The sequence below is a fragment of the Ensifer sp. Root558 genome, from assembly GCF_001427045.1.
GTDB classification, from domain to species: Bacteria; Pseudomonadota; Alphaproteobacteria; order Rhizobiales; family Rhizobiaceae; genus Ensifer; species Ensifer adhaerens.
On the sequence record NZ_LMGC01000001.1, the window covers coordinates 348,359 to 371,314 of the forward strand.

23 protein-coding genes and 1 pseudogene are annotated in these 22,956 nt (G+C 64.0%); 14 read left to right on the plus strand and 10 right to left on the minus strand.

The window, feature by feature from the left end; all coding sequences use genetic code 11:
- The first annotated feature begins 112 nt into the window (after positions 1-112).
- From ASD63_RS01735 to ASD63_RS01760, 6 genes are all read left to right on the plus strand, one after another.
- Positions 113-328 carry a hypothetical protein gene (locus ASD63_RS01735; RefSeq protein ID WP_034792977.1) on the plus strand — a complete coding sequence of 72 codons (216 nt, stop codon included), beginning with the start codon at positions 113-115 and terminating at the stop codon, positions 326-328.
- A 130-nt stretch (positions 329-458) separates the two neighbouring features.
- The gene (locus ASD63_RS01740; RefSeq protein WP_034793683.1) at positions 459-974 is read left to right on the plus strand and encodes a metal-dependent hydrolase; all 516 of its coding nucleotides are present in this window, start codon (positions 459-461) and stop codon (positions 972-974) included.
- A gap of 118 nt (positions 975-1,092) precedes the next feature.
- Positions 1,093-2,826, plus strand: coding sequence for a PAS domain-containing methyl-accepting chemotaxis protein (locus ASD63_RS01745; protein ID WP_034792979.1), 1,734 nt, complete (start codon positions 1,093-1,095; stop codon positions 2,824-2,826).
- Between the two features lie 543 nt (positions 2,827-3,369).
- Positions 3,370-4,284: a glycine betaine ABC transporter substrate-binding protein gene (locus ASD63_RS01750; protein ID WP_034793684.1), complete on the plus strand. Its 915-nt coding sequence runs from the start codon at positions 3,370-3,372 to the stop codon at positions 4,282-4,284.
- Positions 4,281-4,988, plus strand: coding sequence for a L,D-transpeptidase (locus ASD63_RS01755; protein ID WP_060528765.1), 708 nt, complete (start codon positions 4,281-4,283; stop codon positions 4,986-4,988). Before ASD63_RS01750 ends, ASD63_RS01755 begins: the two co-directional genes overlap by 4 nt.
- Positions 4,989-5,158: 170 nt before the next feature.
- Complete coding sequence (locus ASD63_RS01760; RefSeq protein WP_226020593.1) at positions 5,159-5,452, plus strand: hypothetical protein; 294 nt, start codon at positions 5,159-5,161, stop codon at positions 5,450-5,452.
- Between the two features lie 33 nt (positions 5,453-5,485).
- Here the strand turns inward: ASD63_RS01760 and ASD63_RS01765 are convergent, their stop codons facing one another.
- Entirely contained in the window at positions 5,486-7,006 is a 1,521-nt protein-coding gene (locus ASD63_RS01765; RefSeq protein ID WP_082572750.1) for an arylsulfatase, read from the minus strand.
- Between the two features lie 589 nt (positions 7,007-7,595).
- On the minus strand, positions 7,596-8,195 hold the full coding sequence (locus ASD63_RS01770; RefSeq protein ID WP_034792981.1) for a class I SAM-dependent methyltransferase: 600 nt from the start codon (positions 8,193-8,195) through the stop codon (positions 7,596-7,598).
- Positions 8,196-8,434: 239 nt separating this feature from the next.
- On the opposite strand from ASD63_RS01770, the gene ASD63_RS01775 reads away from it, so the two are divergent.
- Entirely contained in the window at positions 8,435-9,097 is a 663-nt protein-coding gene (locus ASD63_RS01775; protein WP_034792983.1) for a LysE family translocator, read from the plus strand.
- A gap of 123 nt (positions 9,098-9,220) precedes the next feature.
- Here the strand turns inward: ASD63_RS01775 and ASD63_RS01780 are convergent, their stop codons facing one another.
- A complete protein-coding gene (locus tag ASD63_RS01780; RefSeq protein ID WP_034792986.1) occupies positions 9,221-9,670 on the minus strand; it encodes a hypothetical protein in 450 nt (149 codons plus the stop codon).
- Between the two features lie 497 nt (positions 9,671-10,167).
- On the opposite strand from ASD63_RS01780, the pseudogene ASD63_RS01785 reads away from it, so the two are divergent.
- From ASD63_RS01785 to ASD63_RS01800, 4 genes and pseudogenes are all read left to right on the plus strand, one after another.
- A pseudogene (locus ASD63_RS01785) lies at positions 10,168-11,381 on the plus strand (PLP-dependent aminotransferase family protein).
- 271 nt (positions 11,382-11,652) lie between these two features.
- Positions 11,653-12,423, plus strand: a complete 771-nt coding sequence (locus ASD63_RS01790) for a siderophore-interacting protein (protein ID WP_034792990.1) — start codon at positions 11,653-11,655, stop codon at positions 12,421-12,423.
- Positions 12,424-12,683: 260 nt separating this feature from the next.
- The gene (recX, locus tag ASD63_RS01795; RefSeq protein WP_034792997.1) at positions 12,684-13,271 is read left to right on the plus strand and encodes a recombination regulator RecX; all 588 of its coding nucleotides are present in this window, start codon (positions 12,684-12,686) and stop codon (positions 13,269-13,271) included.
- A gap of 27 nt (positions 13,272-13,298) precedes the next feature.
- The gene (locus ASD63_RS01800; RefSeq protein WP_034793000.1) at positions 13,299-13,562 is read left to right on the plus strand and encodes an EamA family transporter; all 264 of its coding nucleotides are present in this window, start codon (positions 13,299-13,301) and stop codon (positions 13,560-13,562) included.
- Here the strand turns inward: ASD63_RS01800 and ASD63_RS01805 are convergent.
- Positions 13,520-13,990 carry a truncated hemoglobin gene (locus ASD63_RS01805; RefSeq protein WP_034793003.1) on the minus strand — a complete coding sequence of 157 codons (471 nt, stop codon included), beginning with the start codon at positions 13,988-13,990 and terminating at the stop codon, positions 13,520-13,522. The genes ASD63_RS01800 and ASD63_RS01805 overlap by 43 nt on opposite strands.
- Before the next feature lie 317 nt (positions 13,991-14,307).
- Between ASD63_RS01805 and ASD63_RS01810 the strand changes: the two genes are divergently transcribed.
- The 3 genes from ASD63_RS01810 (at position 14,308) to ASD63_RS01820 (ending at position 18,340) form a co-directional block, all read left to right on the plus strand.
- Positions 14,308-15,972 carry an arylsulfatase gene (locus ASD63_RS01810; protein WP_034793006.1) on the plus strand — a complete coding sequence of 555 codons (1,665 nt, stop codon included), beginning with the start codon at positions 14,308-14,310 and terminating at the stop codon, positions 15,970-15,972.
- A 151-nt stretch (positions 15,973-16,123) separates the two neighbouring features.
- Entirely contained in the window at positions 16,124-17,716 is a 1,593-nt protein-coding gene (locus ASD63_RS01815) for an arylsulfatase (RefSeq protein ID WP_082572751.1), read from the plus strand.
- A gap of 198 nt (positions 17,717-17,914) precedes the next feature.
- Complete coding sequence (locus tag ASD63_RS01820; protein ID WP_034793009.1) at positions 17,915-18,340, plus strand: GNAT family N-acetyltransferase; 426 nt, start codon at positions 17,915-17,917, stop codon at positions 18,338-18,340.
- Between the two features lie 26 nt (positions 18,341-18,366).
- On the opposite strand, the gene ASD63_RS01825 is transcribed toward ASD63_RS01820, so the two are convergent.
- The 6 genes from ASD63_RS01825 to ASD63_RS01850 form a co-directional block, all read right to left on the minus strand.
- Positions 18,367-18,708: a DUF6616 family protein gene (locus ASD63_RS01825; protein WP_034793040.1), complete on the minus strand. Its 342-nt coding sequence runs from the start codon at positions 18,706-18,708 to the stop codon at positions 18,367-18,369.
- 48 nt (positions 18,709-18,756) lie between these two features.
- On the minus strand, positions 18,757-19,551 hold the full coding sequence (locus ASD63_RS01830) for a DNA alkylation repair protein (RefSeq protein WP_034793069.1): 795 nt from the start codon (positions 19,549-19,551) through the stop codon (positions 18,757-18,759).
- The gene (locus tag ASD63_RS01835) at positions 19,548-20,072 is read right to left on the minus strand and encodes a MarR family transcriptional regulator (protein WP_034793072.1); all 525 of its coding nucleotides are present in this window, start codon (positions 20,070-20,072) and stop codon (positions 19,548-19,550) included. Before ASD63_RS01835 ends, ASD63_RS01830 begins: the two co-directional genes overlap by 4 nt.
- 79 nt (positions 20,073-20,151) lie before the next feature.
- Positions 20,152-20,946 carry a DUF1194 domain-containing protein gene (locus ASD63_RS01840; protein ID WP_034793076.1) on the minus strand — a complete coding sequence of 265 codons (795 nt, stop codon included), beginning with the start codon at positions 20,944-20,946 and terminating at the stop codon, positions 20,152-20,154.
- Positions 20,947-21,083: 137 nt separating this feature from the next.
- A complete protein-coding gene (locus tag ASD63_RS01845; RefSeq protein ID WP_051659264.1) occupies positions 21,084-21,902 on the minus strand; it encodes an arginase family protein in 819 nt (272 codons plus the stop codon).
- A 138-nt stretch (positions 21,903-22,040) separates the two neighbouring features.
- On the minus strand, positions 22,041-22,925 hold the full coding sequence (locus ASD63_RS01850; protein ID WP_034793082.1) for an NAD(P)/FAD-dependent oxidoreductase: 885 nt from the start codon (positions 22,923-22,925) through the stop codon (positions 22,041-22,043).
- Between the last annotated feature and the right edge of the window lie 31 nt (positions 22,926-22,956).

The following is a 22,956-nucleotide window of genomic DNA, read 5'->3' on the forward strand; positions in this document are numbered from 1 at the left end:
TGGAATACGGCCGACAGGCGGGCGACGCATTGACGCCCGGCGCGAGCGCTCCATGTCATATCCAGATGTCATATCCAGGCGTTCAGCGCAGTCAAACGGGCAGGGGCAGGCCATGCAAAGGTTCTTCGTCAGCGTCGCCAAGGAATTCGAGGCCGATAGCGCCGAGGAGGCGGCCCTTTTGATGTACCAGTATCTGACCCGCGAGCCGGCGCCGCTTTCCTACGCCGTCACCGACGAGGCGAAGAACATTACCAGGCTGACGCTCGAGCGCGACAAGGCGGACGAATTCGCGAGCGTCGACCACACGGCAGATCCGGGCAACTGGTAACGTCCGCTGGCAGCGATGCCTGTGGGTGGAAGCCATCAAAGCGACAAGTTTGGTTGCAAATCCTCCGGAGTTCGCGTAAAGACTGCGCCCGTTGGGCGCGGGTATCGCCGCGCTTCGGGAGGAAACCTGCTTGTTCATTGCACATCTGCCGGCCGGGTATCTGCTGTGCCGCCCGTTTGCGCGCCGCAGCCCGTCGCAGGCCCGCGCCATCTTCGGTGTCGGGCTTGTCTGTTCCGTCCTGCCGGATTTCGATCTCGCCTATTTCTACCTGATCGACCAGCGCCGCACGCCGCATCACGACTACTGGGTGCACACGCCGATCTTCTGGCTGGTGCTGGCGGCGACGGTTGCGCTTGTTCTCATCGCCACCGGGCGGCGCAAACAGCTCGTCCTTGTCGGTGTCGGGCTTTCGAGCGTGCTCCTGCATCTGGTGATGGATTCTGTCGCGGCTGATATCCGCTGGTTCTTTCCCTTTGTGGATCTCAGGGTGAACCTTGTGCATGTGCAGGCGGTCTACAAACCCTGGTACCTGAACTTCCTCTTGCACTGGACCTTTGCGCTCGAAGTTTTGATCTGGCTGCTGGCCGGCCATTTCGCTTTGCACGATTTGAGAGCGCGGCGCACGATCGGGACCGAGGCCGCATGAGAGCAAAAGCAGGGCAATTCTAGGGGGCGCGAAAAGAATCGCTTAAGAAATTTATCATACGAATAGCTACAATTCGCATGTATCCCTTTTCGATTTGTTAGCTATAGGTCCCGCCCTCATGACTGGCCTGCCGTTTCTTTTTTCGTCCGATGCCAAAGCCATGCTCGATGCGATCAACCGGTCGCAGGCGATCATCGAATTCGATCTTTCCGGCACGATCCTGACCGCCAACGAGAATTTCTGCCGCGCGATGGGTTACGATCTCCACGAGATTGTCGGCCGGCATCACCGCATGTTCGTGCAGCCGGAGGAGGCGGCGTCCGCTGCCTATACCGATTTCTGGGCACGCCTTGCCCGCGGCGAATATGACAGCCAGCAGTACCGGCGCATCGGCAAGGGCGGGCGGGAGATCTGGATCGAGGCCTCCTACAATCCGGTGTTTCGCGGCCGCAAGCCCTACAAGGTGGTGAAGTTCGCGACGGACATCACCGCGTCGAAGGCAAAGAGCACCGACGATCAGGGCAAGATCGACGCCCTGTCGCGGGCCCAGGCGATCATCGAATTCACGCCTTCGGGCGAGATCATCACCGCCAACGAAAACTTCCTTTCGGCCATGGGCTACGCGCTTCCCGAGATCGTCGGCCGGCACCATTCCATGTTCTGCGAGCCGGACGATGTCCATTCGCCCGCCTATGCCGGCTTCTGGCGCGATCTTGCGGCCGGGCGCTTCGTCACCGACCAGTTCAAGCGTATCGGCAAGGGTGGCAAGACGGTCTTCATCCAGGCGTCCTACAATCCGATCCTCGACGATGCCGGTCGCGTGTCGAAGGTGGTGAAATTCGCCGTCGACGTTTCCGACCGCGTGCTTGCGGTCCAGGAGATCGGCGCCGGGCTCGGCCGCCTAGCCGAGTGCAACATCCGCATGACGCTGGACGAGCCCTTCGTCGGCGAGCTCGAAATCCTTCGGCGCGACTTCAACACCTCGATCGGCATGTTCCAGGAAACGCTGTCGGCCGTGCTCAGCCAGACCCGCGACCTCAACAGCAACAGCCACGAGATGAAGGATGCCGCCGAGCATCTTGCCGACCGCACGCGCCAGCAGGCGGCAGCCCTGGAGCAGACCTCGGCGGCGCTGGAACAGGCGACGGCGACGGTGCGCACCTCGACCGAGAATACCCAGCAGACCCGCGCACTGGTGCAGAATGCGCGGCAATCGGCGCACAGCTCTTCCGGCGTCGTGCGCGATGCGGTGACGGCGATGCAACGCATCAAGGCGGCCTCCGAGGAGATCAGCCAGATCATCGGCGTGATCGACGAGATCGCTTTCCAGACCAACCTTTTGGCGCTCAACGCCGGGGTCGAGGCGGCGCGCGCCGGCGATGCCGGCAAGGGCTTTGCGGTCGTTGCCTCGGAGGTGCGCGAGCTCGCCCAGCGCTCGGCCAAGGCCGCCAAGGAGATCAAGGCGCTGATCCAGAATTCGGTCGCCGAAGTCGCCGAAGGCGTGCGCCTCGTCGGCGATACCGGCAGCGCGCTGAAGGAAATCGAGGACTTCGTCGCGGCGATCGACACGCGGATCGCAGCGATCGCGACGGCTGCGACCGAGCAGACGGCGGGCCTCGGCGAAATCAACGCTGCGGTCAACGACATCGACGTCATGACGCAGAAGAATGCGGGCATGGTGGAGCGCACCGCCGACGTCAGCGTCCGGCTGGCCGAAGGCGCGCAGCGGCTGACGGAACTGGTCAACCGCTTCCAGCTCAACCGCCGTGCCGAGCGGCGCGAGGCGGGCACGGCAGCGGCAACGGGCGGCATGGGTGACCGTCGCCGCGCGACCGACGCGCGGGCCGCCTGAGGGAATAAAGCGGGACGTGCGGGGCGATCATGCCCTGCCGTTCGCGGGCGGGCGGGCCGGGGGTGCGGCCCGCCTCATCCCCTCCAAGGCAACCTTCGTGCGTTGGAGAGCCCTACCGCAGCAACGAAATTGTGACCGCACTGTCTCCGAGGTCTCCCGTGGCATTGGCGCGTGATAGACGATCGGCAGACGTGTTCGTGCAACGTGTGGTATCGCTGATACGTTGACGAAGCCCACGGTTCTATGCATCCTGCCGGCCAACGAACGAAGATGCCGGATACGGCACGGGAAGAGCAGGGCCAAAGGCCCAAGGCATTGATAAGCTTCGCATTCGCAAACGGCGCCCGTGCGTCTCGCCAGGTCGCCATGGCATTCTGAAGAGCTGCAGGGGCTCGCGATCAAGGGAAACCTGCAGAGTTGCGACGCGTTTCAGCGTCGCTTGAGCACGACATACGCATTCACGACGTCATTCGCATCGATTGCTCGAGGTCGGAGGGGATTGTGAAGGAAAAGTCGAGGTTTCTGCCAGCGGTGCTGGCTGCCATGCTGGCCGCATCCGTGGCGCTGCCTGCCACTGCCGCCGATCTGGTGATCGCCATGCCGAACTGGCCGTCGGGCCAGGCGACGGCCAATATCCTGAAAGTGGGCATCGCCAAGAAATTCGGGCTCGATGCCGAGGTCAAGGAGCTCGGCACGCTCAATGCCTTCGTCGGTTTCGAGGCGGGCACGGTCGACATTCAGCCTGAGGTCTGGCGACCGAACTTCGAAGACGTCGTGCGCAAATACGTGACCGAAAAGGGGGTCGGCCAGCTGACCGAACGCAGCGTGCCGGCCTGGCAGGGCCTTTGCGCCACGCCGGAAGCGGCCAAGACGATCAAGTCGGCCGCCGATCTCAGCGACCCCGAAAAGACCAAGGTCCTCGACACCGACGGCGACGGCAAGGGCGAGATGTGGATCGGCGCCGCCACCTGGCTTTCGACCGGCATCGAGCGGGCGCGGGCGGCCGGCTACGGCTACGACAAGACGCTGACGCTGTTCGAGGCGGAAGAGGAGGTGGCGATGGCTGCCGTCGATGCGGCCGTCGCGACCGAGAGGCCGATGGTGTTCTACTGCTACGCGCCGCATCACGTGTTCGAGCTGCACCCGATCGCACGGCTCGAAGAGCCGCCGCACGATGCCGCCAAGTGGAAGATCTTGCCGCCGAGCGACCCGCTCTGGGTGTCGAAATCCAGCGCCTCGACCGCCTGGCAAGCGGCACATTTCCAGATTGCCTATGCCACTGCCTTCGGCAAGAAACACCCCGATGTCGCGAAGTTCCTGGAGAAGGTGGATTTCTCGCCGGAGGAAGTGACGAAGATGAGCTACGCGCTGGAGGTCGAGCGGCAGGCGCCGGCCGACTACGCGAAGAAATGGGCCGAAGACAATGCGGCGCGCATCGACGGGTGGGCCAAGCCATGAGCGAACGTTCTGACGACAATCGCCTTGCCGGCACGGACCGGCCCCTGTGGACGCGGCGCAGGCTCGGTGTCGCGGTGCTTGCCGCCGCCCTTACGCTCGGGCCGCTCGCCGCCTGGGCGCAGACCCAGATCTACGACGCCCGCACCAAGAAATGGGTGAACTACGACAAGAAGAAAGCGCGGCAGTATTTCGCCCGCAACAATCAGCTGCCAGAGGCGTTCCGCCGCCAGGTGGTGACCTTCCGAACGGCGGAACAGCCGGGCACGATCATCATCGACGGCAACCAGCACTTCCTCTACCTGGTGCAACCCGGCGGCCAGGCGATCCGCTACGGCATCGGCGTCGGGCGGGAGGGCTTCGGCTGGGCCGGCATCGTGCGCGTCGGGCGCACGGCCGAATGGCCGACCTGGACGCCGCCGGCCGAGATGGTGGCGCGCGACCCGAATGCGGCGAAATGGGCGGCCGGCATGCCCGGCGGGCCGGACAATCCGCTCGGCGCCCGCGCGCTCTATCTCTACGAGGGCGACCAGGACACGATCTACCGCATCCACGGCACGGTGGAGCCCTGGACGATCGGGCTCGACGTTTCCTCCGGCTGCATCCGCATGAACAATGACGACGTCATCGACCTGCATTCGCGCATCGAGATCGGCGCCAAGGTGATCGTGCTGATGCAGGGGGCAGCGCTCTACAAGGGCGTTTGAGGCAGTATAGGCAAGACGGGTCGCTTGAGAGCGGCGCGTCGGCGCAGGCACCTTGCGGGCGCCAGGAAAGAACCGATCGGCCGCCGGGGACACGGGTGGTCGATCGCGCGAAGAAACAGGGACAGAAGATGCGAAGGGGAGGATACGTGGTGAGCGAGGGGATATTGCGTATGAAAGGCCTTGTTCTGGCGCTGGCGGCCACGGCCGCGATCAGCGGTTGCCAGTCCGCGCCCAAGCCCGAGGATATGGCGCGCACCAGCCTGCAGACGGCGCCGGCTGATCTGCAGCTTCTGTGTGCCCATGCGGCCGCCGGTGCTGCCCAGGTCGACAGCGCCAAGGTCTTGCCGACCAGTTCGCGGGCGCTCGATGCCGCCTCCTACAGCGTCGACCTCGACGCCGCCGGCCGCAAGTTCACCTGCATCGTCGACACCGCCGGCAGCGTGAAGTCGGTCACGCCGGTCTAGCAGACAACCCGGCCGCGGCCATGCTGCCGGCCGTCAATCACCAATATTGAACAGCGTCGAAGGATCGGCAACGACGGGCGCTGCGTAGAAGGTCAGGCGCGCCGCGTCCATCAGCAGCAGCGGCTGGTCCATCTCGACCGCAAGGCTGGTGATCCAGTCCTGGAAGTCGCGCACGCGGTCGGCGTAATCGGCCGAAACATCGTGTGCCTCGGACGGGTCGACGCCAAGATCGAAGAGTTCGACCTTTTGCGGCAGCGTCGCCTTCCAGACGAGCTTCCAGTTGTCCCGGCGCACGGCGCCGCCCATGGGGTCGACGTTGTAGACAACCTCGGTGCGCGGCGTCGGCTTGCCCTCGCTCAAAGAGGGCCAGAGGTTGATGCCGTCGAGCGGCTGGTTCTTGTCGAGCGTCGCGCCGACGATCGCTGCCAGCGTCGGATACATGTCGACCACATGGACCATGCCTGCGACCTTGCCGGGCTTGATCTTCTTCGGCCAGTTGGCAAGCGCGACCACGCGGGTGCCGCCCTCGTAGAGCGTGCCCTTGCCGTCGCGATAGGGGCCGTTGTCGGCCGGGAGTTCGCCGCTCACCTTGCTGTCGCCGGCAAAGAGCGAACTCGTCACACCGCCATTGTCGCTGTGAAAGACGATCATCGTGTTGTCGCGCATGCCGCGCTTTTCGAGCGACGCCAGCAGCTTGCCGATACCGTCGTCGAGCACGGAGATCATCGCCGCATAGGCACGGCGGTTCTTGTCGGCGATGTGCTTGTAGCGCTCGAGATAGTCATCGGGCGCCTGGAAGGGCGTGTGCGGCGCCGTGAAGGCGAGATAGAGGAAGAGTGGGCTTGCGGGATCGTGGCTTTCGACCACCCGGGCTGCCTCGTCGCCGATCAGCGTGTTGTCGAAGCCGGTCTCCTCGAGCGGCCTGTTGCCACGGTACCAGTCCTTCACCCCATGGGAGGCGTGCTTGAAGTGGTCGATCTCGCCGACCAGCGCGCCATAGAAGGTGTCGAAGCCGCGCTGCTTGGGCCAATATTCCGGCTTGGCATGGCCGAGATGCCACTTGCCGACCAGCGCGGTTCTGTACCCGGCATCCTTCATGACCTGGGAAAGCAGGTATTCGTCGAGCGCCAGACCGTAGGTACCGGGCGAGGGGATCACGCCCGTCTGCAGGCCATAGCGCAGCGGGTAGCGGCCGGTGAGGAAGGCTGCGCGCGTCGGCGTGCACATCGGCTGGGTGTAGAACTGGTCGAAGGTTACGCCGGTCGCCGCCAGCCTGTCGAGATTGGGTGTGCTGATGTCCGAGCCGCGGAAGCCGACATCGCCCCAGCCGAGATCGTCAGCGATGATGTAGACGATGTTCGGCGCCGTCGCGCCGGCTGCTTGCGCCGCATTCGGGGCAAGAGCCGCAAGGCTCGCCGGCAGCCCGGCGGCAACGGCGATCGCCGCACTGCTCATGAGAATGTCGCGCCGGGTCAGGCCGGCTTCCGGATCCGCCTCAGCCGTCTTGCCGCCGCATGCGTTTGCACGGGCGTTGTTCGCTTGCAGTTCAGACATGCGCACCCCCTGGAAATGCGACCCGACCGGACAGCGGATCTTCTATTCGATTTTTCTAATATCTGCACCTTCCGGTAGCGCCGTCAATTAACATTGTCGTGGTGGCAAAGGGGGGAAATGGCGCGTCGTTGACGGCCTATCGACGGCTGTATCGTTGAGCTGTCGCGGCACTGTCAACGATAATTTTCATGGAATTAAGCTTTGTGCAGTGCAAATAAATAATGCTGCAGTGCAAATATTATTCGGGCGAATTGCGTTGTTTGGTCAGTATATTTTCCAGGACTTCTTCCAAGTTTGGAAAATATGTGCTCTCATAGGTTTAGTTGGAAGGAGGACATGCCATGCTCTCGTTCTTCGAGCACTTTGCACTTTTCGACGCCTTGATCGTTGCGGCGATCTGCACGCTTCTGATCCTGAGTTACTTCAGCCGCGAGGCCTGAGGGCGCGGGGAAGCAAAACGGGATCCGTGGACGACCCGGAGGGGTTCCAATGGCGCGGGCGCTTCAAGCTTGCCGTCGCTGAACCGCGACAACACGTGGCGTCGTGCACTTCGATCTGCATGGCTTTACGGTCGTAGCGCTGAACCGGCTCAAGCCGTGCGCCTTGCCGAGACATGCAACCAGCGGGTTGGTTCGCCGTCATAACCGCTTCCATCGGCCTCGCTGATGTCAGGCTCGGGCCAGCCGGCGTCTTCGAAGCAGGCGCGCAGCCATTCGGCTGAGGGGTAGTTGAAGTAGCGGCCGAAGCGGTCGTGGCCTTCCGTCTCGCCGGCCTTGAAACTCGCCTGCAGAAGACCGCCCGGCTTCAGCGTCCGGCGAATGCGTGTGAGCACGTCGGCAAGCTCCGTGCGCGGCACATGCAGAAGCGAGGCCTCGGCCCAGATGCCGTCGAACCGTCCTTCCCAAACGATCTCCTGAAACGTGATGACCTCGACCTTGCGGCCGATGCGCACTTCGGCTTCCCGCGCCAGTTCCGCCGAACCGTCGCAGGCGCTGACGTCGAAGCCATGGTCCAGCAGAACAAGGCTGTCATGCCCGCCGCCGCAGCCGAGATCGAGCACCGAGGCGCCGGGGGCGAGACGGGCCATGAAGGCCGCGAGACGGGTTGCCGGCGGCTTGCGTTCGCGCGCCGCATAGGTGGCGGCGTTGTCGCGATAGAAGGCGAGGGTGTCGTCGTCGGGTTTTGTCATCGATGCTTTCTGGGCGTTGGCGCCGGCGTGGGAAGGGCGATTGCCTTGGGCTGCGAAATCCGTTCCGTCAGCGTTTCGCCATGGATCGTTTTTCTCCGTTCGAAGCCCGAGAGCAGACTAGACGAAGATGGCGGCAGGCGGAGCAAAAAATATCGGCATGCTGCGGTTAAAGCGGGCTGGTCGACAGGCCTGACGCTTCCGGATAAGCATGTGGCAGTTGTCCTCAGCCGGAACCTTCGATGGCCGATCTCCCCATTCTCCTGACCTTCGTTGCTGCACTCTTCGTTCTGGAGATCACGCCCGGTCCGGACATGATGCTGGTGCTCGCCCGCGGGATCGGGCAGGGGCGCCGGGTGGCGCTGCTGACGGTGGTCGGCATGATCTTCGTCGCCGGCGTCGTGCAGGTAGGCCTGCTGGTCCTCGGCGTCGCCTCGCTGCTGAAGGCCTATCCCGCCGGGCTCATGCTTCTGCAGTGGGTGGGGGCAGCCTACATGCTCTATCTCGGCGCGCGCATGGTCTGGTCGAGTTTCGGCGATGCGGCCGAAAGCAAGCGGCTGGCGGCGACCGAGGTGTCCGACTGGCGCGCGGTCCGCGAGGGAACGATCAACAGCCTGACGAACCCGAAGTCGCTGCTCTTCATGTTCGCCTTCCTGCCGCAGTTCGTGGACCCGACCGCCGGCCCCGTTTGGCTGCAGCTTGCCGTGCTCGGCACCGTGCAGAAGCTTGCCGGCATCCTTTCGCTCGGTTCGGTAGCGCTTGCTTCGGGAACGGTCGGGCAGGCGCTTTATCGTTTTCCGCGGCTGCTCGTCTGGCAGCAGCGTTTTACCGGCGCCGTCATGCTGGGGCTCGGCTTCCGGCTCCTGTTTGCAGACAACGCCAGCGCGCCGGCGGTCAAAACGTAAGGCGGCGCTTGTCCCCGCTGGGCGGGGACAGCACTTGAAAGACGTTGCTTGATGGCAGAGTGCCTAGGTCTTCTGCCGCGTCGTCTCGATTGGCCGGGTGTGGAGCCGGCAATGCCTACCGTCTCACTTGGCCGCCTGGGTCGTGCCGAGCACGTAGTCTCCGTCCCAGTGCCAGATCTGCTTGTCGTCAACCGTGACCTTCACGATCGCCTGGAAGCCAGCGAGCGTGCCGCTGCCGGCGTGGAACGCACAGGTGCCGAACGGCGGCTTGGCCGTATCGTAGACGACGCAGTATCCGAGCGCCGAGTCGCCGTTTCCGACAGCGATGACGGCGGTGCTGCTGGAGAAGAGGGGATTGGCGACCACCGGTCCATAGTAGAGGATTTTGCTGCCAGCCGGGATCGCTTCGAGGTTCGATTCCGTAATGGTGCAGAAGCTCGGGGTGTCGCCGGTGAACTGGCTGCACTCCTTGGCGATCTTGAGGGGTCGCGTCTCCGGCGCTGCGGGTGCCGCCGGCGCCGCTTGTGCCAGCGCCAGGGCGGCGCCAGCCGACAGGATAAACAGTCTGCTCATGGCCTAGTCCCTCCGGTCGAATTGAGGGGAGAAATTTTACGCTTCGCCTCCTTCTCCGGCAATTTGCCACTTTGGGTTATCAGGCGCCGGGTGCCGCTGCCGGCGCAAGGACAAGCGGACGACGGGCGTCTGTGCGATTGGGGCCAAGCGGCGCGAGCGTAGCGGTTGAGCAGATGGCTTGCTTTACCTCATGGCGCGTGGCATTCGGCTCAAGCTGACGTAACGTCAGGTCCTGGACGTAACGTGCGCGGAGCCCCAAAGGCCCGAAAAGCGCACGGAATTAGGTCAATAATATTGACATAAATTGGTCGTCATGGTCCTGTCGCATCACCGTCCAGAGCATCCTTCCTTCCAGGGGGATCGCCCGAAGCGGAAAGATGCTCTAAACAAAAAACCAGAGCGTGCTTTGTGCGTTCAAACGAACGCACGGCGCTCTAGAATGACGCGGGAGGAAGCGGAGAACCGCTTTCCGCTTATAATCTCTGAGGAAACACCCCATGCTGGATTGGGAACATATCTTCGCGACGCGCTCGAACCGGATGCGCGCTTCGGAAATCCGCGAACTGTTGAAGCTGCTCGATCGCCCCGACATCATTTCGTTTGCCGGCGGCATTCCCGATCCCGCGCTGTTTCCGGATGCGGAATTCAAGGACGCCTATGCGGAGATCTTTTCCGGCCCGGCCGTGAGTGCCGCACTGCAGTATTCGGTCAGCGAAGGCTACAAGCCGCTGCGCGAATGGCTTGCCAAGCAGATGGCCGATCTCGGCATTCCCGCCGGCGCCGACAACATCTTCATCACGTCCGGTTCGCAGCAGGGCCTCGACTATCTCGGCAAGCTGTTCCTGTCGCCGAATGATACCGCACTTGTCACCTGGCCGACCTATCTCGGCGCGCTGCAGGCCTTCAACGCCTATGAGCCGACCTACGACCAGCTGAACCCCAACGGCAACCGCACGCCGGAAGCCTACCGTCAGGCGGCGGGCGAGGCGGGCGGTATCTCTCGGCCGACTTCGCCAACCCGACCGGCGAGACCGTCGACCGGGCCGGCCGCGAGCGCGTGCTGACGCTTGCCGAAGAGCTCGACATTGCCGTCATCGAAGACGCGGCCTACCAGTCGCTGCGCTATGACGGSGAGCCGGTGCCGCCGATCCTGGCGCTCGAAATCGCCAAGAAGGGCGACATCAACAACACCCGCACGATCTATTGCGGCTCGTTCTCGAAGACGCTCGCTCCCGGCCTTCGCGTCGGCTGGGTCTGCGCCTCGGAAAAGGTGATCCGCAAGCTCGTGCTCTTGAAGCAGGCAGCCGATCTGCATTCCTCGACAATCAACCAGATGGCGATCTGCACCGTTGCCGAGCGCGGCTTCGATGAGCAGGTGGCGAAGATCCACCGGGTCTACAAGCAGCGCCGCAACGCCATGCTCGCAGCGCTTGAAAAGTACATGCCCGAGGGCGTGTCCTGGACGAAGCCGGAAGGCGGCATGTTCGTCTGGGTGACGCTGCCAAAGGGCATGGACGGCGCCGCACTGCTTGCAAAATCGATCGAGACCGCCAAGGTCGCCTTCGTTCCCGGTCGCGCCTTCTTTGCCGATGGCTCGGGCGAAAACACCCTGCGCGTTTCCTTCTCCTGCGCCAACGATCAGATGATCGACGAGGGCATCCGCCGGCTCGGCGACCTCATCCGTGGCGAAGTTGCGGCTCTGGCGGCTTAAGGCTTCGTCAGACCTTCTTCATTTTGAGAAACGCGCTTGCTCCTGTGGGCGCGTTTTTCTTTTGGCTGGTAAAACCTTCGTGCTTTAGTCAAGATGACGCATTGATCGAAGCGGGGCCTTCCGATAGTTAGAACGTGACATGACCGGGCCACCCCCGGCCACGTAAGCGTTAACGTCACTCAACGCGTATGATCGAACGGCCAGAAGCGGCTTCGATCTGCGCGACTGTGTCCTGCGGATCGAGCTTTTCGAGGCCCTCCAAAGGATGCAAATGGACAATTCTCCCAACTATTCCCATCTCCCGACGCCGCGCATCGAGCGTGTTCGCCATGAGCTGAAGCGCCGCTCGCTCGTCGTTTCCGGCATCGAGCGGGTGACGCCGGGCATGCTCCGGATCACGCTTTCCGGTGAGGATCTCGCCGACTTCGTCAGCCTCGGGGCGGATGACCACATCAAGATCTTCGTGCCCGGCGCAAACGGCACCGAAGAGCGCCGGGACTATACGCCACGGCGCTACGACACCGACGCGCGCGTTCTGGCGCTCGATTTCGCGTTGCACGAGGCAGGCCCCGTGACCGCCTGGGCAATGGCGGCCTCCGTGGGCGACAAGCTCGAGATCGGCGGGCCGCGCGGTTCGGCGGTCGTGTCTGGAGATTTCACGCGATGGCTGCTGATCGGCGACGAGACGGCGCTGCCGGCGATCGGGCGGCGGATCGAGGAGACGCCGGCGGGGCATCAGATCACCAGTGTCGCCGCCGTCACCGGGCTGGACGAGCGGCAGAAGTTCCGCACCAAGGCGGCGCTCACCACCCATTGGGCCTATCGCCCGCTCGATCAAGCGCACGATCCGTCAGCGCTGCTTGCCGTCGTGCGTCAAGTGGCGCTCGAGCCCGGCACCTTCGTCTGGATCGCGGCCGAAGCCGCAGTCACCCGGGCGATCCGCACCCATCTCGTCGAGGAGCGCGGCTTGCCGCTCAGCTGGCTAAAAGCTTCCGGCTACTGGGTGAAGGGCAAGGCCGACAGCACCGAGAAGTTCGAATAGACATCACGCTTTCCGGTGCCTTTGCTCGGGCATCACGACGGGAACGCTCGGCCGGCGGATCAAAAGATCCGCGCAGGCCCTGCTGCGGTTACCTCAGGCGCGCCTCTCTTGAGGGGCGCCTGCCGCCCTCATGCCGGCGGAACAAGGCCGGGAAAACATGTCGTGGGCTCGGGTGCGCAATTGCCTTGTCGCGGAGAGTCAGGTCATTTCGCATCTTGGGGCGACGTCTATCCCATCCTGCGGATCGACTGGTGCCATCAATGGTTCAATTCGAGGGCAGGGCAGGCTTGGACCTCATCGACGATCAAGCGCAATCCGATCAACCGACGCCGCGCATGTATGCCTGGGCGCGCAATTCAGCGGCCTATCGGCTGGCGCGGCAGATGCTGACGGAAAAGCAGCTCTTCGACGCCATCTCGCGCAAGGCGCGGGAGAAGTTCGAGGATATCAGCGTGAACCAGGTGGAGCTGCTGGCGGCTGCCGCCGTGACCTTTGCCTATGACAATGGCGCGCTCAACGACAAAGCTTATGCCGAGATCAAGACCCGCTCGGCCATGCGCGGCGGCAAGTCGAAGCGGGCGATCGCCCAGAAGCTGTCGGAAAAGGGCGTCGCACGGGACGCCGTCGCTGCGGCGGTGGCGGAAGCCGACGATCTCTATGCGGCCGTCGTCTTGGCGCGAAAGCGCGCCTTCGGGCCGTTCCGCAAGGCGGCGCTCGACGAGAAGCGTACGGCCAAGGAGCTCTCCGCCTTTGCCCGGGGCGGCTTCAGCTTCGAACTGGGCAAGCGGGTCTTTGCGATGTCGGTCGACGAGGCCGAGGACATTTTGTTTGCAGGCCGCTCGCTCTGACCCAAGGGGGCAGGTCGTGTTGTCTGATTGGTCTTCCTGTTCGCCTGGGTCAGGCCTCAGGCGATCGGCAAGGACCTTGCCGCCGCGGGGGCGGGCATGCTGGCGCTCGCCCTGATCTCCGGCATCGTCCAGTACGCGCTCGCCTTCTGGCTCTACCTGATCGGCCTCAAGCGCCTGCCGGTGAGCACGGCTGCGCTGTTCCTGACCCTGACGCCCGTCTTCGGCATCGGGCGTAAAGGCCTCGGCAATTACCCGCGCTTCAGCGCCGGATCGTCCATCGCCGGATTGTAGAATAGCGAAAGCGTCAGGCTGCGGGCGATGCGTTCGGCCGTGGCCATGAACCAGGCCTTGGCCTCGCCGTTCGGGGCGATGTCGTCGAGCGTCGTGGAAAAGAGATCAAGCCATTTCGGAAAGAGATCCGGCGTCATGTTGGCGACGCCGACATGCGCCTGCACCGGCTTGCCGCCATAGGCGCCGTTGCGGAAGGCGACGGCCGACCAGAAGCTCTTCATCTTGTCCATGTGCTCCGGCCAGCGGCCGGAAAGCCTGGCGTCGAAGACGGGGCCGAGTTCGGGATGGGCGAGCACGCGGGCGTAGAAGGTCTCGACGAGACGATCGATGAAGGCCGCATCGATGCCGATCGCCTTCATCTCGGCTTCCGCTCGTTCGCGGATTGCTGCGACATGAGCGGCGCGGCCCTGCAAGTCGTTGTCGTCCATCCCGATGTCCCTGTCTCAATGCCCATGTCTCAGGCCCAGGCCCTTATCTTTGGCGTCTTGCATATAGGCATGCGGGGGCGTCGCGCCAGAGGCCGAATGGGCGATTGCGTCAATCTGTCAGAGGTTACGCTGGGTGAGTTTTGCCAGTGCTGTTCTACCCGGGCTTGCAACGGATTGCCCGCGTCGCGCGTCGCAGTAACGGTTGCGAGCCGGCACGTCGTAACTGTTACGTACTTGGACACCCACCCCCGCACGCGCATCATCCGCCCGGTCCTCGACAGCAGTGCATTTCCGATCGCCTTAACTAGGAGAGTACGATGAGCATGCATGACGATAACAAGGCTGCGCCAGCGATGGCCGAGAATGGGGTAACGGATGTCAGCCGCCGCGATCTCCTTCTAAGTGGAACAATTTTTGCAGCCGCGTCGCTGGTGGCAGGCGCTGCTTCGGTAAGCCCTGCCAAGGCGCAATCCTCTTCTTCGGCGAGCGGCAAGCCGCCAAACATCCTCGTCATCTTCGGCGACGATATCGGCATTCCGCAGATCAGCGCCTACACGATGGGGCTGATGGGCTATCGCACGCCCAACATCGACCGGATCGCCGCCGAAGGCGCGATCTTTACCGACAGCTACGGCCAGAACAGTTGTACGGCGGGCCGCGCCTCCTTCATCCTCGGCCAGGAGCCTTTCCGCACCGGGCTCTTGACGATCGGCATGCCGGGCGACCCGCACGGCATCCAGGACTGGATGCCGACAATCGCCGACGTGTTGAAGACCAAGGGGTATTCGACCGGCCAGTTCGGCAAGAACCACCTCGGCGACCGCGACGAGCATCTGCCGACCGCACACGGCTTCGACGAGTTCTTCGGCAACCTCTACCACCTCAACGCCGAGGAGGAGCCGGAAGGCTACTTCTATCCGAAGGACCCGGAGTTCAAGAAGAAGTTCGGCCCGCGCGGCGTCATCAAGTCGAGCGCCGACGGCAAGATCGAGGACACCGGCGCGCTCAACACCAAGCGCATGGAAACGATCGACGAGGAATTCCTGACGGCTGCCAAGGATTACATCGACCGGCAGGTGAAGGCCGACAAACCGTTCTTCTGCTGGTTCAACTCGACCCGCATGCATGTCTTCACCCACCTGAAGCCGGACTCGCTCGGCAAGACCGGCAAGGGCATCCATGCCGACGGCATGGTGGAGCATGACGGTCACGTCGGCCAGCTCCTGAAACAGCTCGACGATCTCGGCATCGCCGAGAACACCATCGTGCTCTACACCACCGACAACGGCGCGGAACTGGCGCTGTGGCCGGACGGCGCGCAGACGATGTTCCACGGCGAGAAAGGCACGACCTGGGAAGGCGGTTTCCGCATTCCGATGATGGTGCGTTGGCCGGGCGTGGTAAAGCCGGGCACGCAGATCAACGACCCGGTGACGCTGATGGACTGGCTGCCGACCTTTGCGACCGCCGCCGGCATCGCCGACGTCAAGGAAGAGATGAAGAAGGGCTTCAAGGGCACGTCGAAGACCTTCAAGGTGCATCTCGACGGCTACGACCTGACGGGGCTGTTGAAGGGCGAGGCGAAGGAGCCGCCGCGTGACTCGGTCTACTACTTCGACCAGGGCGGCAACCTCAACGCTATCCGCTGGAACGACTGGAAGCTGAGCTTCGCCCAGGCGAGCCACGGCAACATCGCGACGGCCACCCGTGAGGTGCCGAGCTGGGCCGTCATCGCCAACCTGCGCATGGACCCCTACGAGCGCGGCATGGAAGACGGCGGCGGGGCGATCGAGTTCCTCGCCCGCAACATGTGGCTGCTGGTGCCGATCCAGGGCAAGATCAAGGAGTTCTTCGCCGACTTCAACGATTATCCGTACCAGGCCGGCAGCACGCTGAACGCCAGCGGCATCAACTATGGCTGGCTTGCGCAGCAGGCAGCGATGAAGCGGCTGGGCGAACTGGAAAGCCTGGCGCCGCGGTAAAGAGCGGAAAGACTCCGCCGCCGGCGACCGCTGGCGGCGGGACGCAAAGCGCCGGCGGCTTGTAAAAAGGCCGCCACCTCTTGCCGCGGATCAAGGTCCGGCGGCATCCCTTGCGTAATTCCTTGCGTTCGATCGCAAAAAGGAGCGTGCGATGTGCCTGCGGAATCTGCGTGCCCTTGCCCTACACACGGCGATCCTGGTGGCGTTGCCGACAGTGGCGCCGGCACAATCGGTGATGACTCAGGCCATACGCACGAGCGAGGCGCAGGAGCCAGCGCTGATCCATGCCGACCAGCAGTCCGCGGCGCAACAGAAGCTCGATACGCTTTATACCAGGCTGGGCAAGAGGCCGAACATCGTCTGGCTCGTGGTTGATGACATGGGCTATGGCGACCCCGGCGCCTATGGCGGAGGTGCTGCGATCGGCGCTGCGACACCCAACATGGACAGGTTGGCGCGCGAGGGCCTGAGGCTCACCTCGGCCTATTCGCAACCCACCTGCACGCCGACGCGCTCGGCGATCCTGACGGGCCGGTTGCCGGTTCGCACCGGCCTGACGCGGCCGATCCTTGCCGGCGACAAGATCACCAAGAACCCCTGGGCCGACGAGGTTTCCCTGCCGACGCTGCTTGGTGGGGCAGGGTACAAGACCGTGCTCTCGGGCAAGTGGCATGTGGGCGAAAGCGAAGGCATGCGGCCGCACGAGGTCGGGTTTGACGAGTTCTACGGCTTCTACGAGGCCGAGAAGGAAATCACCCAAGGGGTCGACAAGCGGCGTTACCCCGATCTGGTGCTGAACCCGGAGCGGCTGGCGATGCTGAGGAAGACCGGATCGAGCACGGCGCTGGTACAGGCGGTAAAGGGCGGGCCAGTCAGCCAAGTCGAAGAGATCGACAGCATCGAGAAGATGGCCGAAGGCGATCGGATGCTCAAGGAATTCACGGTGAAGAAGATCAAGGAGCTTGCGTCGGGAACGGCGCCGTTCTTCCTCGAACACTGCTTCATGAAAGTGCACGCCGACAATTTCGCCTCCAAGGCCTTCGAAGGCAAGAGCGGCAGCAAGTACCCCTACAAGGACGACGTGGTGGAGGTGGATGCCTATATCGGCGAGATCGTCGACGCGCTCGATCAGGCCGGCGTCCTGGACAATACCTTCATCTTCGTCACCTCCGACAACGGCCCGCAGCTCGATAGCTGGCCGGACAGCGGCTATACGCCGTTTCGCGGCGCCAAGGGATCGGCCTGGGAGGGCGGCATCCGCATCCCGGCGATCGCCTACTGGAAGGGCATGATCAAGCCCGGCCGCGAAAGCGACGAGCTCTTCGACCTGATGGACCTCTTCAACACGTCGCTGAGCCTTGGCGGCATCAGAGACAAGGTGCCGGTCGACCGCTACATCGACGGCATCGACCAGACCTCGTTCCTGCTTGCCGACGACGGCCGTTCGAACCGCGAGAAGGTGTTCGTCTGGAACGAGCAGAACCTGATGGCGATGCGCATGTACGAGTACAAGATCCACGTGAAGGTGGTGGAAACCAAGGCCCAGTGGCTGAACATCGACATGACGACGGTGAGCGACGTTGGCCTCGCCCCGTGGCTCTTCAATCTCTACATCGATCCGAAGGAGGAATATCCCGTCGGCCACCGGATGAATGCCTTCCTCGCCTCGATGCTGGCCGAGATGAAGGCGCATGCCGCCACCTTCAAGAAATACCCGGCGAAGAACATCGGCCTTGGACAGTGAGCGATCCGGTACAGAACAGGGGACGTCGTGGATTTTCAGTGGACGCGGCGGGGATTTTCGGGCGCCGCGCCGTCGCAGTGAGGTCCGGTCGCGACTTCGTCTTGCCGCCGCGAGAGGGGCAGTTGAGATAGCGCTTTCGCGATTGCGCCCAGCGACACCACATCCTAGTTTCCCGCCAAATCTGCCGGGAGCTGAACCATGCGAATTCGACCTGCGGTCAAGGACGACCATCCGGCGCTTTGCGCGATCGACAGCGTTGCGGCCGACGATCTGAAGCGACGCGCCGACATTGCCGACTGGATCCAGCAGGGCTGCTGCCATCTCATCGAGATCGAGGGGGAGGCTGCCGCCTATGGCGTGCTGACCCGCCACTTCTTTGGCCAGGCCTTCATCGAAATGCTGATGGTGGGGACGTCCTGGCGCCGGCGTGGTCTGGCTGGGACGCTGATCGCCCACTTTCAATCCATGTCGTCGGGCGCGAAACTCTTCAGCTCGACCAACATGTCGAACCGTCCGATGCAGGACCTGTTGGTCAAGGCCGGGTTCCGGCCGAGCGGCTACATCGACAATCTCGACGAGAACGATCCGGAGATCGTTTTCTACAGCCCCCCAAGCCGATCGTGACCTGAGGGGGTGGATAGCGTGGGGGCTCAGGCGGCCGCGCCGAGCTCGGCGAGGTGGCCGGCAAGGTCGGTGCCGCGGCCGGCGGCGTTGATCGTGTCGAAATATTCGTGCCAGCCGGATTGGGCGATGCCGGCGACGAGGGCTTCGAGTGCTGTCGCGTCCGGGCAGCGCCAGACGGCGAAGAAGGTCTGCGATGCCGCATGCAGCTTCGACTGGTCGACCTTGCCGAAGGTGATGAGCTCGACGCCGAGCGCCGACAGGCCCGGCATGGCGGAGCCGATCGCGGCCAGGAACTGCTGGCGCCCCTGACGGGGAAGGGCGAGCCACGCCGGCTTGGCGCTGTAAAGTTCGGTCAGGTAGTGAGGCATAGTCTGCTTTCTTGTTGTCAGTCTGAGGTTATGCCATTCCGGGCGCTCTCAAGCGTTTCCGGAACTGGATCTGGTGGGGATGGATCGAAGCGCGCGGCGACAGATGCGCGATGTCGCGGGTCCTGAGCTTTCGGCGGACCAGCGTGCCGCCAGCGCCTGGACCCACTCGGGCCGATCCTTGGCCGCATCGTTCAGCCAGTTTCCGACCGAATCCTGCACGTAAGGCGAGGGATCGGCGCGCAACGGCTCGAGCACGGGCAGCGCGCGTTCGGGTTCTTTCTTGAGCACTGAGAGATGGGCGCACCAGACGCCGCGCGGGCGGATGGATTCCGAGGCGAAACGGCGGATGCGCTCGGATGGATCTGATGTCCACTCTGCCGCCAGCAGGGCGATCGCTTGATCCAGATCGGCCGCGAGATGCGGGCGAACGGCGATCCAGGCCCATTCGCGAACACCGAAATGGCTATCGTCGGCCAGCGGCCGGATCGCGGCCAGCCGCTCGGCGAGGGTCATGTTTTCTCTGGCCGCCACCACGAAACAGGCCCAGCCGCGCACCGTGTCCGAGGAATGCTGCTTGAGCGTCTCGAAAGTCGAGGGGCCGAGGCGCTCTCCGATCAGCCGGGCGGCAAGCGGCATGCGCCGGGAGATGCCGGCCGACGCGGCCGATGTCATCTCGGCAAGGGCATCGTCGTCGATGCCGGGCACGATGTTGCCCATCAGCGCTGCGAAGTCGACCGCGAGGCATTCGGTCAAGGTGATGGCTTGCGCTCCGGCGTTCAGCTGCGCCAGGCGCTCGGCGCCAATGCCGCTGGCGCCGCGTTTCTTGGTCTTGCTCTCGCTCACGTCTGTGTTTCCGGCGTGTTCTTGGGCGTGGCGCCGGTCTCCAGATTTTGCCAGATGCGCTTGAGCAGCCGGTGGAACGTCTGGTGTTCATCGGCGCTGAAACCGGCAAACAGCGAGGCGATCCAGGCGCTGTGTTCGCCCAGCAGATCGCGGGCAGTCCTGCGGCCGGTTTCGGTGAGCATTACCGCGATCTTGCGCCGGTCATTAAGGCCCGAGCGGCGCTCGACGAAGCGATCGCGCTCCAGGCCGTCGAGGAGCCCGGTGATGGTGGCGCGCGTCACGCCCGCGCGATCGGCAAGCTCGTGCGGCGACAGGCCCTCGGGTTGATCGTTGAGCAGGAAGAGGATAACGAACTTGCCTTCCGAAAGCCGGTGGGGCGCCAGTCTTGTGGCGCAATCCCGGTCGATCGCGCCTGACAGCGCCAGCAGTTCGAAGCAGGCGCGCATGTTGCCGGTCTCGGCGACCGCACGACGCTCGGCTTCCTGCAACATGGCCCGGTGTTTTTGTTCCAGCATTGTCATAAGGCGACAGATAATAAGGCGCCTAATTAGAGTCAACGGCTTCTTCGTTGTCGGCTGTGGATGGGGCGGCAGACCTGCCCTACCGCCCGATCATCCGCTCCTGCATTTCTTCGCCGATGAAGCAATTGTAGCCCTCACCGAACCGGGCTGCGCGCACCGTTTCGGGCGACAGGCGGCTTATCTCCAGGCCGGAGATTTCGATGATCAGCTTGCGCAGGATGGCGCGGGCGAACTCGCCGCTGTCCGTCACCTCCACCAGAAAGGCGCCGTCGCCGCCGATCACGCATTCGCGGTAATAGGCGTCGAGATCGGGGATCGCGGCGGAGTCCGAGGCGGCGTGCGTCTTCAGCATGATCGGCAGGCCGTCGATGGTGATGCCGCGGGCAACGGTGGAATTGCGGGCGACAGGGGCGGGGACGCCGGAATTGTTGGGACCGTCGCCCGAGATGTCGATGACGCGGCGGCTGCCCTCAAAGGGGCTGTAGTCGAACAGCCGTCGGGTGAAGGCCAGCGTGTTGGAGATCGAGGTGAAGGCGATCCGCCGGATCGGCTGCCGCCGCAGCAGCTCGGAATATTGCGAGGCCGTGCCGCGGCCGTCGATCAGCGTCCAGGGCGTGGCCTGCACCGCCGAGCCGCCCCATTCGACATAGGTGACGGCGATGCGGCCGACAGGACCATTCTCGATCGCCTCGATGAGGGCGGGCTCCAGGAAGGCCGCGACATAGCCCTGCCGCTGCAGCCGCTGCTCGTCGAGTTCCATGGAATAGGAAACGTCGACGGCGAGCACCAGTTCGAGATCGACCCGGAGCGGTTCGGCGGAAGCACTCCCGCAGAAAAGGCAGACGTAGGCAAGAAGGGTCGATCCGAGCTTCATGGCGGCCGATACCGAAGGCGAGCGGGATATCCATGCTACGCCCAAACCGACCTAGCGCAATGGGGGGTCCGCCGCCGATGGATTGGCCGGCTGAGCCCCCTGCGGTTAGGCAAACCTGCCGGCAGGCTCTGGTCAGGTCAGCGGCGCAGCTTCTGCAAAAGCGGTTCCAGCGCCTCGATCAGCGGTTCGGGCGAAACCGGATCGCCGCCTTCCTCCCAAGCATTCTGAAACTCGGCGATTTCAAGCCCGACGACTTCGCTCCCGGCAAGGACAGCACAGGCTGCACGCAGGTCATCGAGCGACAGCCCGTTTTCATGCTGGTAGTCGGTGGGCACGATGCCGGGGCTCAGCACGTCGCAGTCGAGGTGGATATAGACCGGTCGGCCGGCGACGGCTTCGGTCAGCCTTTGCGGGAGATTGGCACCGGGACGAATATGCGGAATGCGCTTCGCCTCGATGAGTTCGGCCTCGAAGGGATCGAGGTCGCGCTGGCCGACGAGCACGATATTTTCGATCGAAAGCCCGCCGCCCAGACCGGACTGCCAGAGGCCGCAGGGCCCGGACAGCGCCAGCCCGCCGAGATAGCCGGTGCTGCTGGCCTCAGGCGTATTGAGGTCGCCATGGGCGTCGAACCAGACGACGACCGCATTGCCGTGGTGCCTCGCAAGGGCAGGCAGGGTTGCGAGCGAGACGGCACAGCGGCTGGTCGCTGCCAGCGAAAACGATCCCTCGGCGTAGACCACATCGAAGCGATCTCGCATGCGCTTCAGAGCCGGCATCGCGGCTTCGAGCTCGACCGCCCAGTGGCCGTTCAGCGCCGGTTCCGGATCTCCGACCGTGACCGTTTCGAGGCCGAGTTTTCGGGCGAGATGGGCGGCAACGGACTTCGCGCCGGGAATGCCGAGGTCGTTGTGATCGCCGGCGCGACCCTGAAAGCAGGTGAGGGCAATGGGCATCGATGGCGGCTCCAACTCGCGTTTGCAGCGAACGAAGCACAGAGGCCGTCGATTTGGCAAGGCTGGAAGCCGAACGGCGCAATGCGGTTGCGTCCGTTCGGTATTCCTTCATGCCAGCGTCCCTGCTCGGTGTGCCTTCTATCCGAACACCAGCGAGCGGTGCAGTTGCGCGCCGGCCCAGGCGCCGTCGCCGACGGCAAGCGAGACGGAGTGGGGAACGCGGCCGACGTCGCCGCAGGCATAGGCGCCGGGAATGGTGGTTTCCTTGGCGGCCGTCGCCCGGATCTGCAGGCCCATCGGGGTCTCCTCGATCTCGCAGCCGAAGCGCTCGGCGATGTCGCATGAGGGCGTGGTGCGGGTGGCGACGAAAAGGCCTGCGAAGGGCAGGCGGCGGCCATCCGTCAGCACCACGTCGGCATGGCCTTCGAGCCGTGCGACCGGGGTTTCGTCGATGGTCACGCCGCGCCTGACGAGATCGGCACGGCCTTCGGCGTCGAGGGTGATGGCGCCATTGGTGAAGAAGGTCACCTTGCCCCATTCCGGAATGAGCTGCGCCTGGTGGATCGACATGGGGCTTGCCGCGATGACGGCGATCTCGCCCTGGTTCAGCTCGTAGCCGTGGCAATAGGGGCAATGGAAGGCGCTCTTGCCCCAGCGCTCGGTCAGCCCCTCGATCTGCGGCAGGCCGTCCTTGACGCCGGTTGCAAAGAGCAGGCGCCGGCCTTCGAAGGAGGCGCCGTCAGCGGTGGTAACGAAGAAGGCATCCTGCTTGCCGCTGGCTTTCTCGGCACGGCCGTCGATCCAGGTGAGCGTGGGGTATTTGGAGAGCTGCGCCCGCGCGGTTGCGGCAATCTCTGACGGGTCGATGCCGTCCTGACCGAGGAAGCCATGGGAATGGCTGGCAAAACGGTTGCGGCGAATGCCCTCGTCGATGATCGTCACGCGCCGGCGGGCGCGCAGGAGCTGGAGGGCGGCGGCCATGCCGGCATAACTGCCGCCGATGATGATGACGTCCTGTTGCATGGGTCTTCCTTTCGGTTGGGCGCAGGCCAGC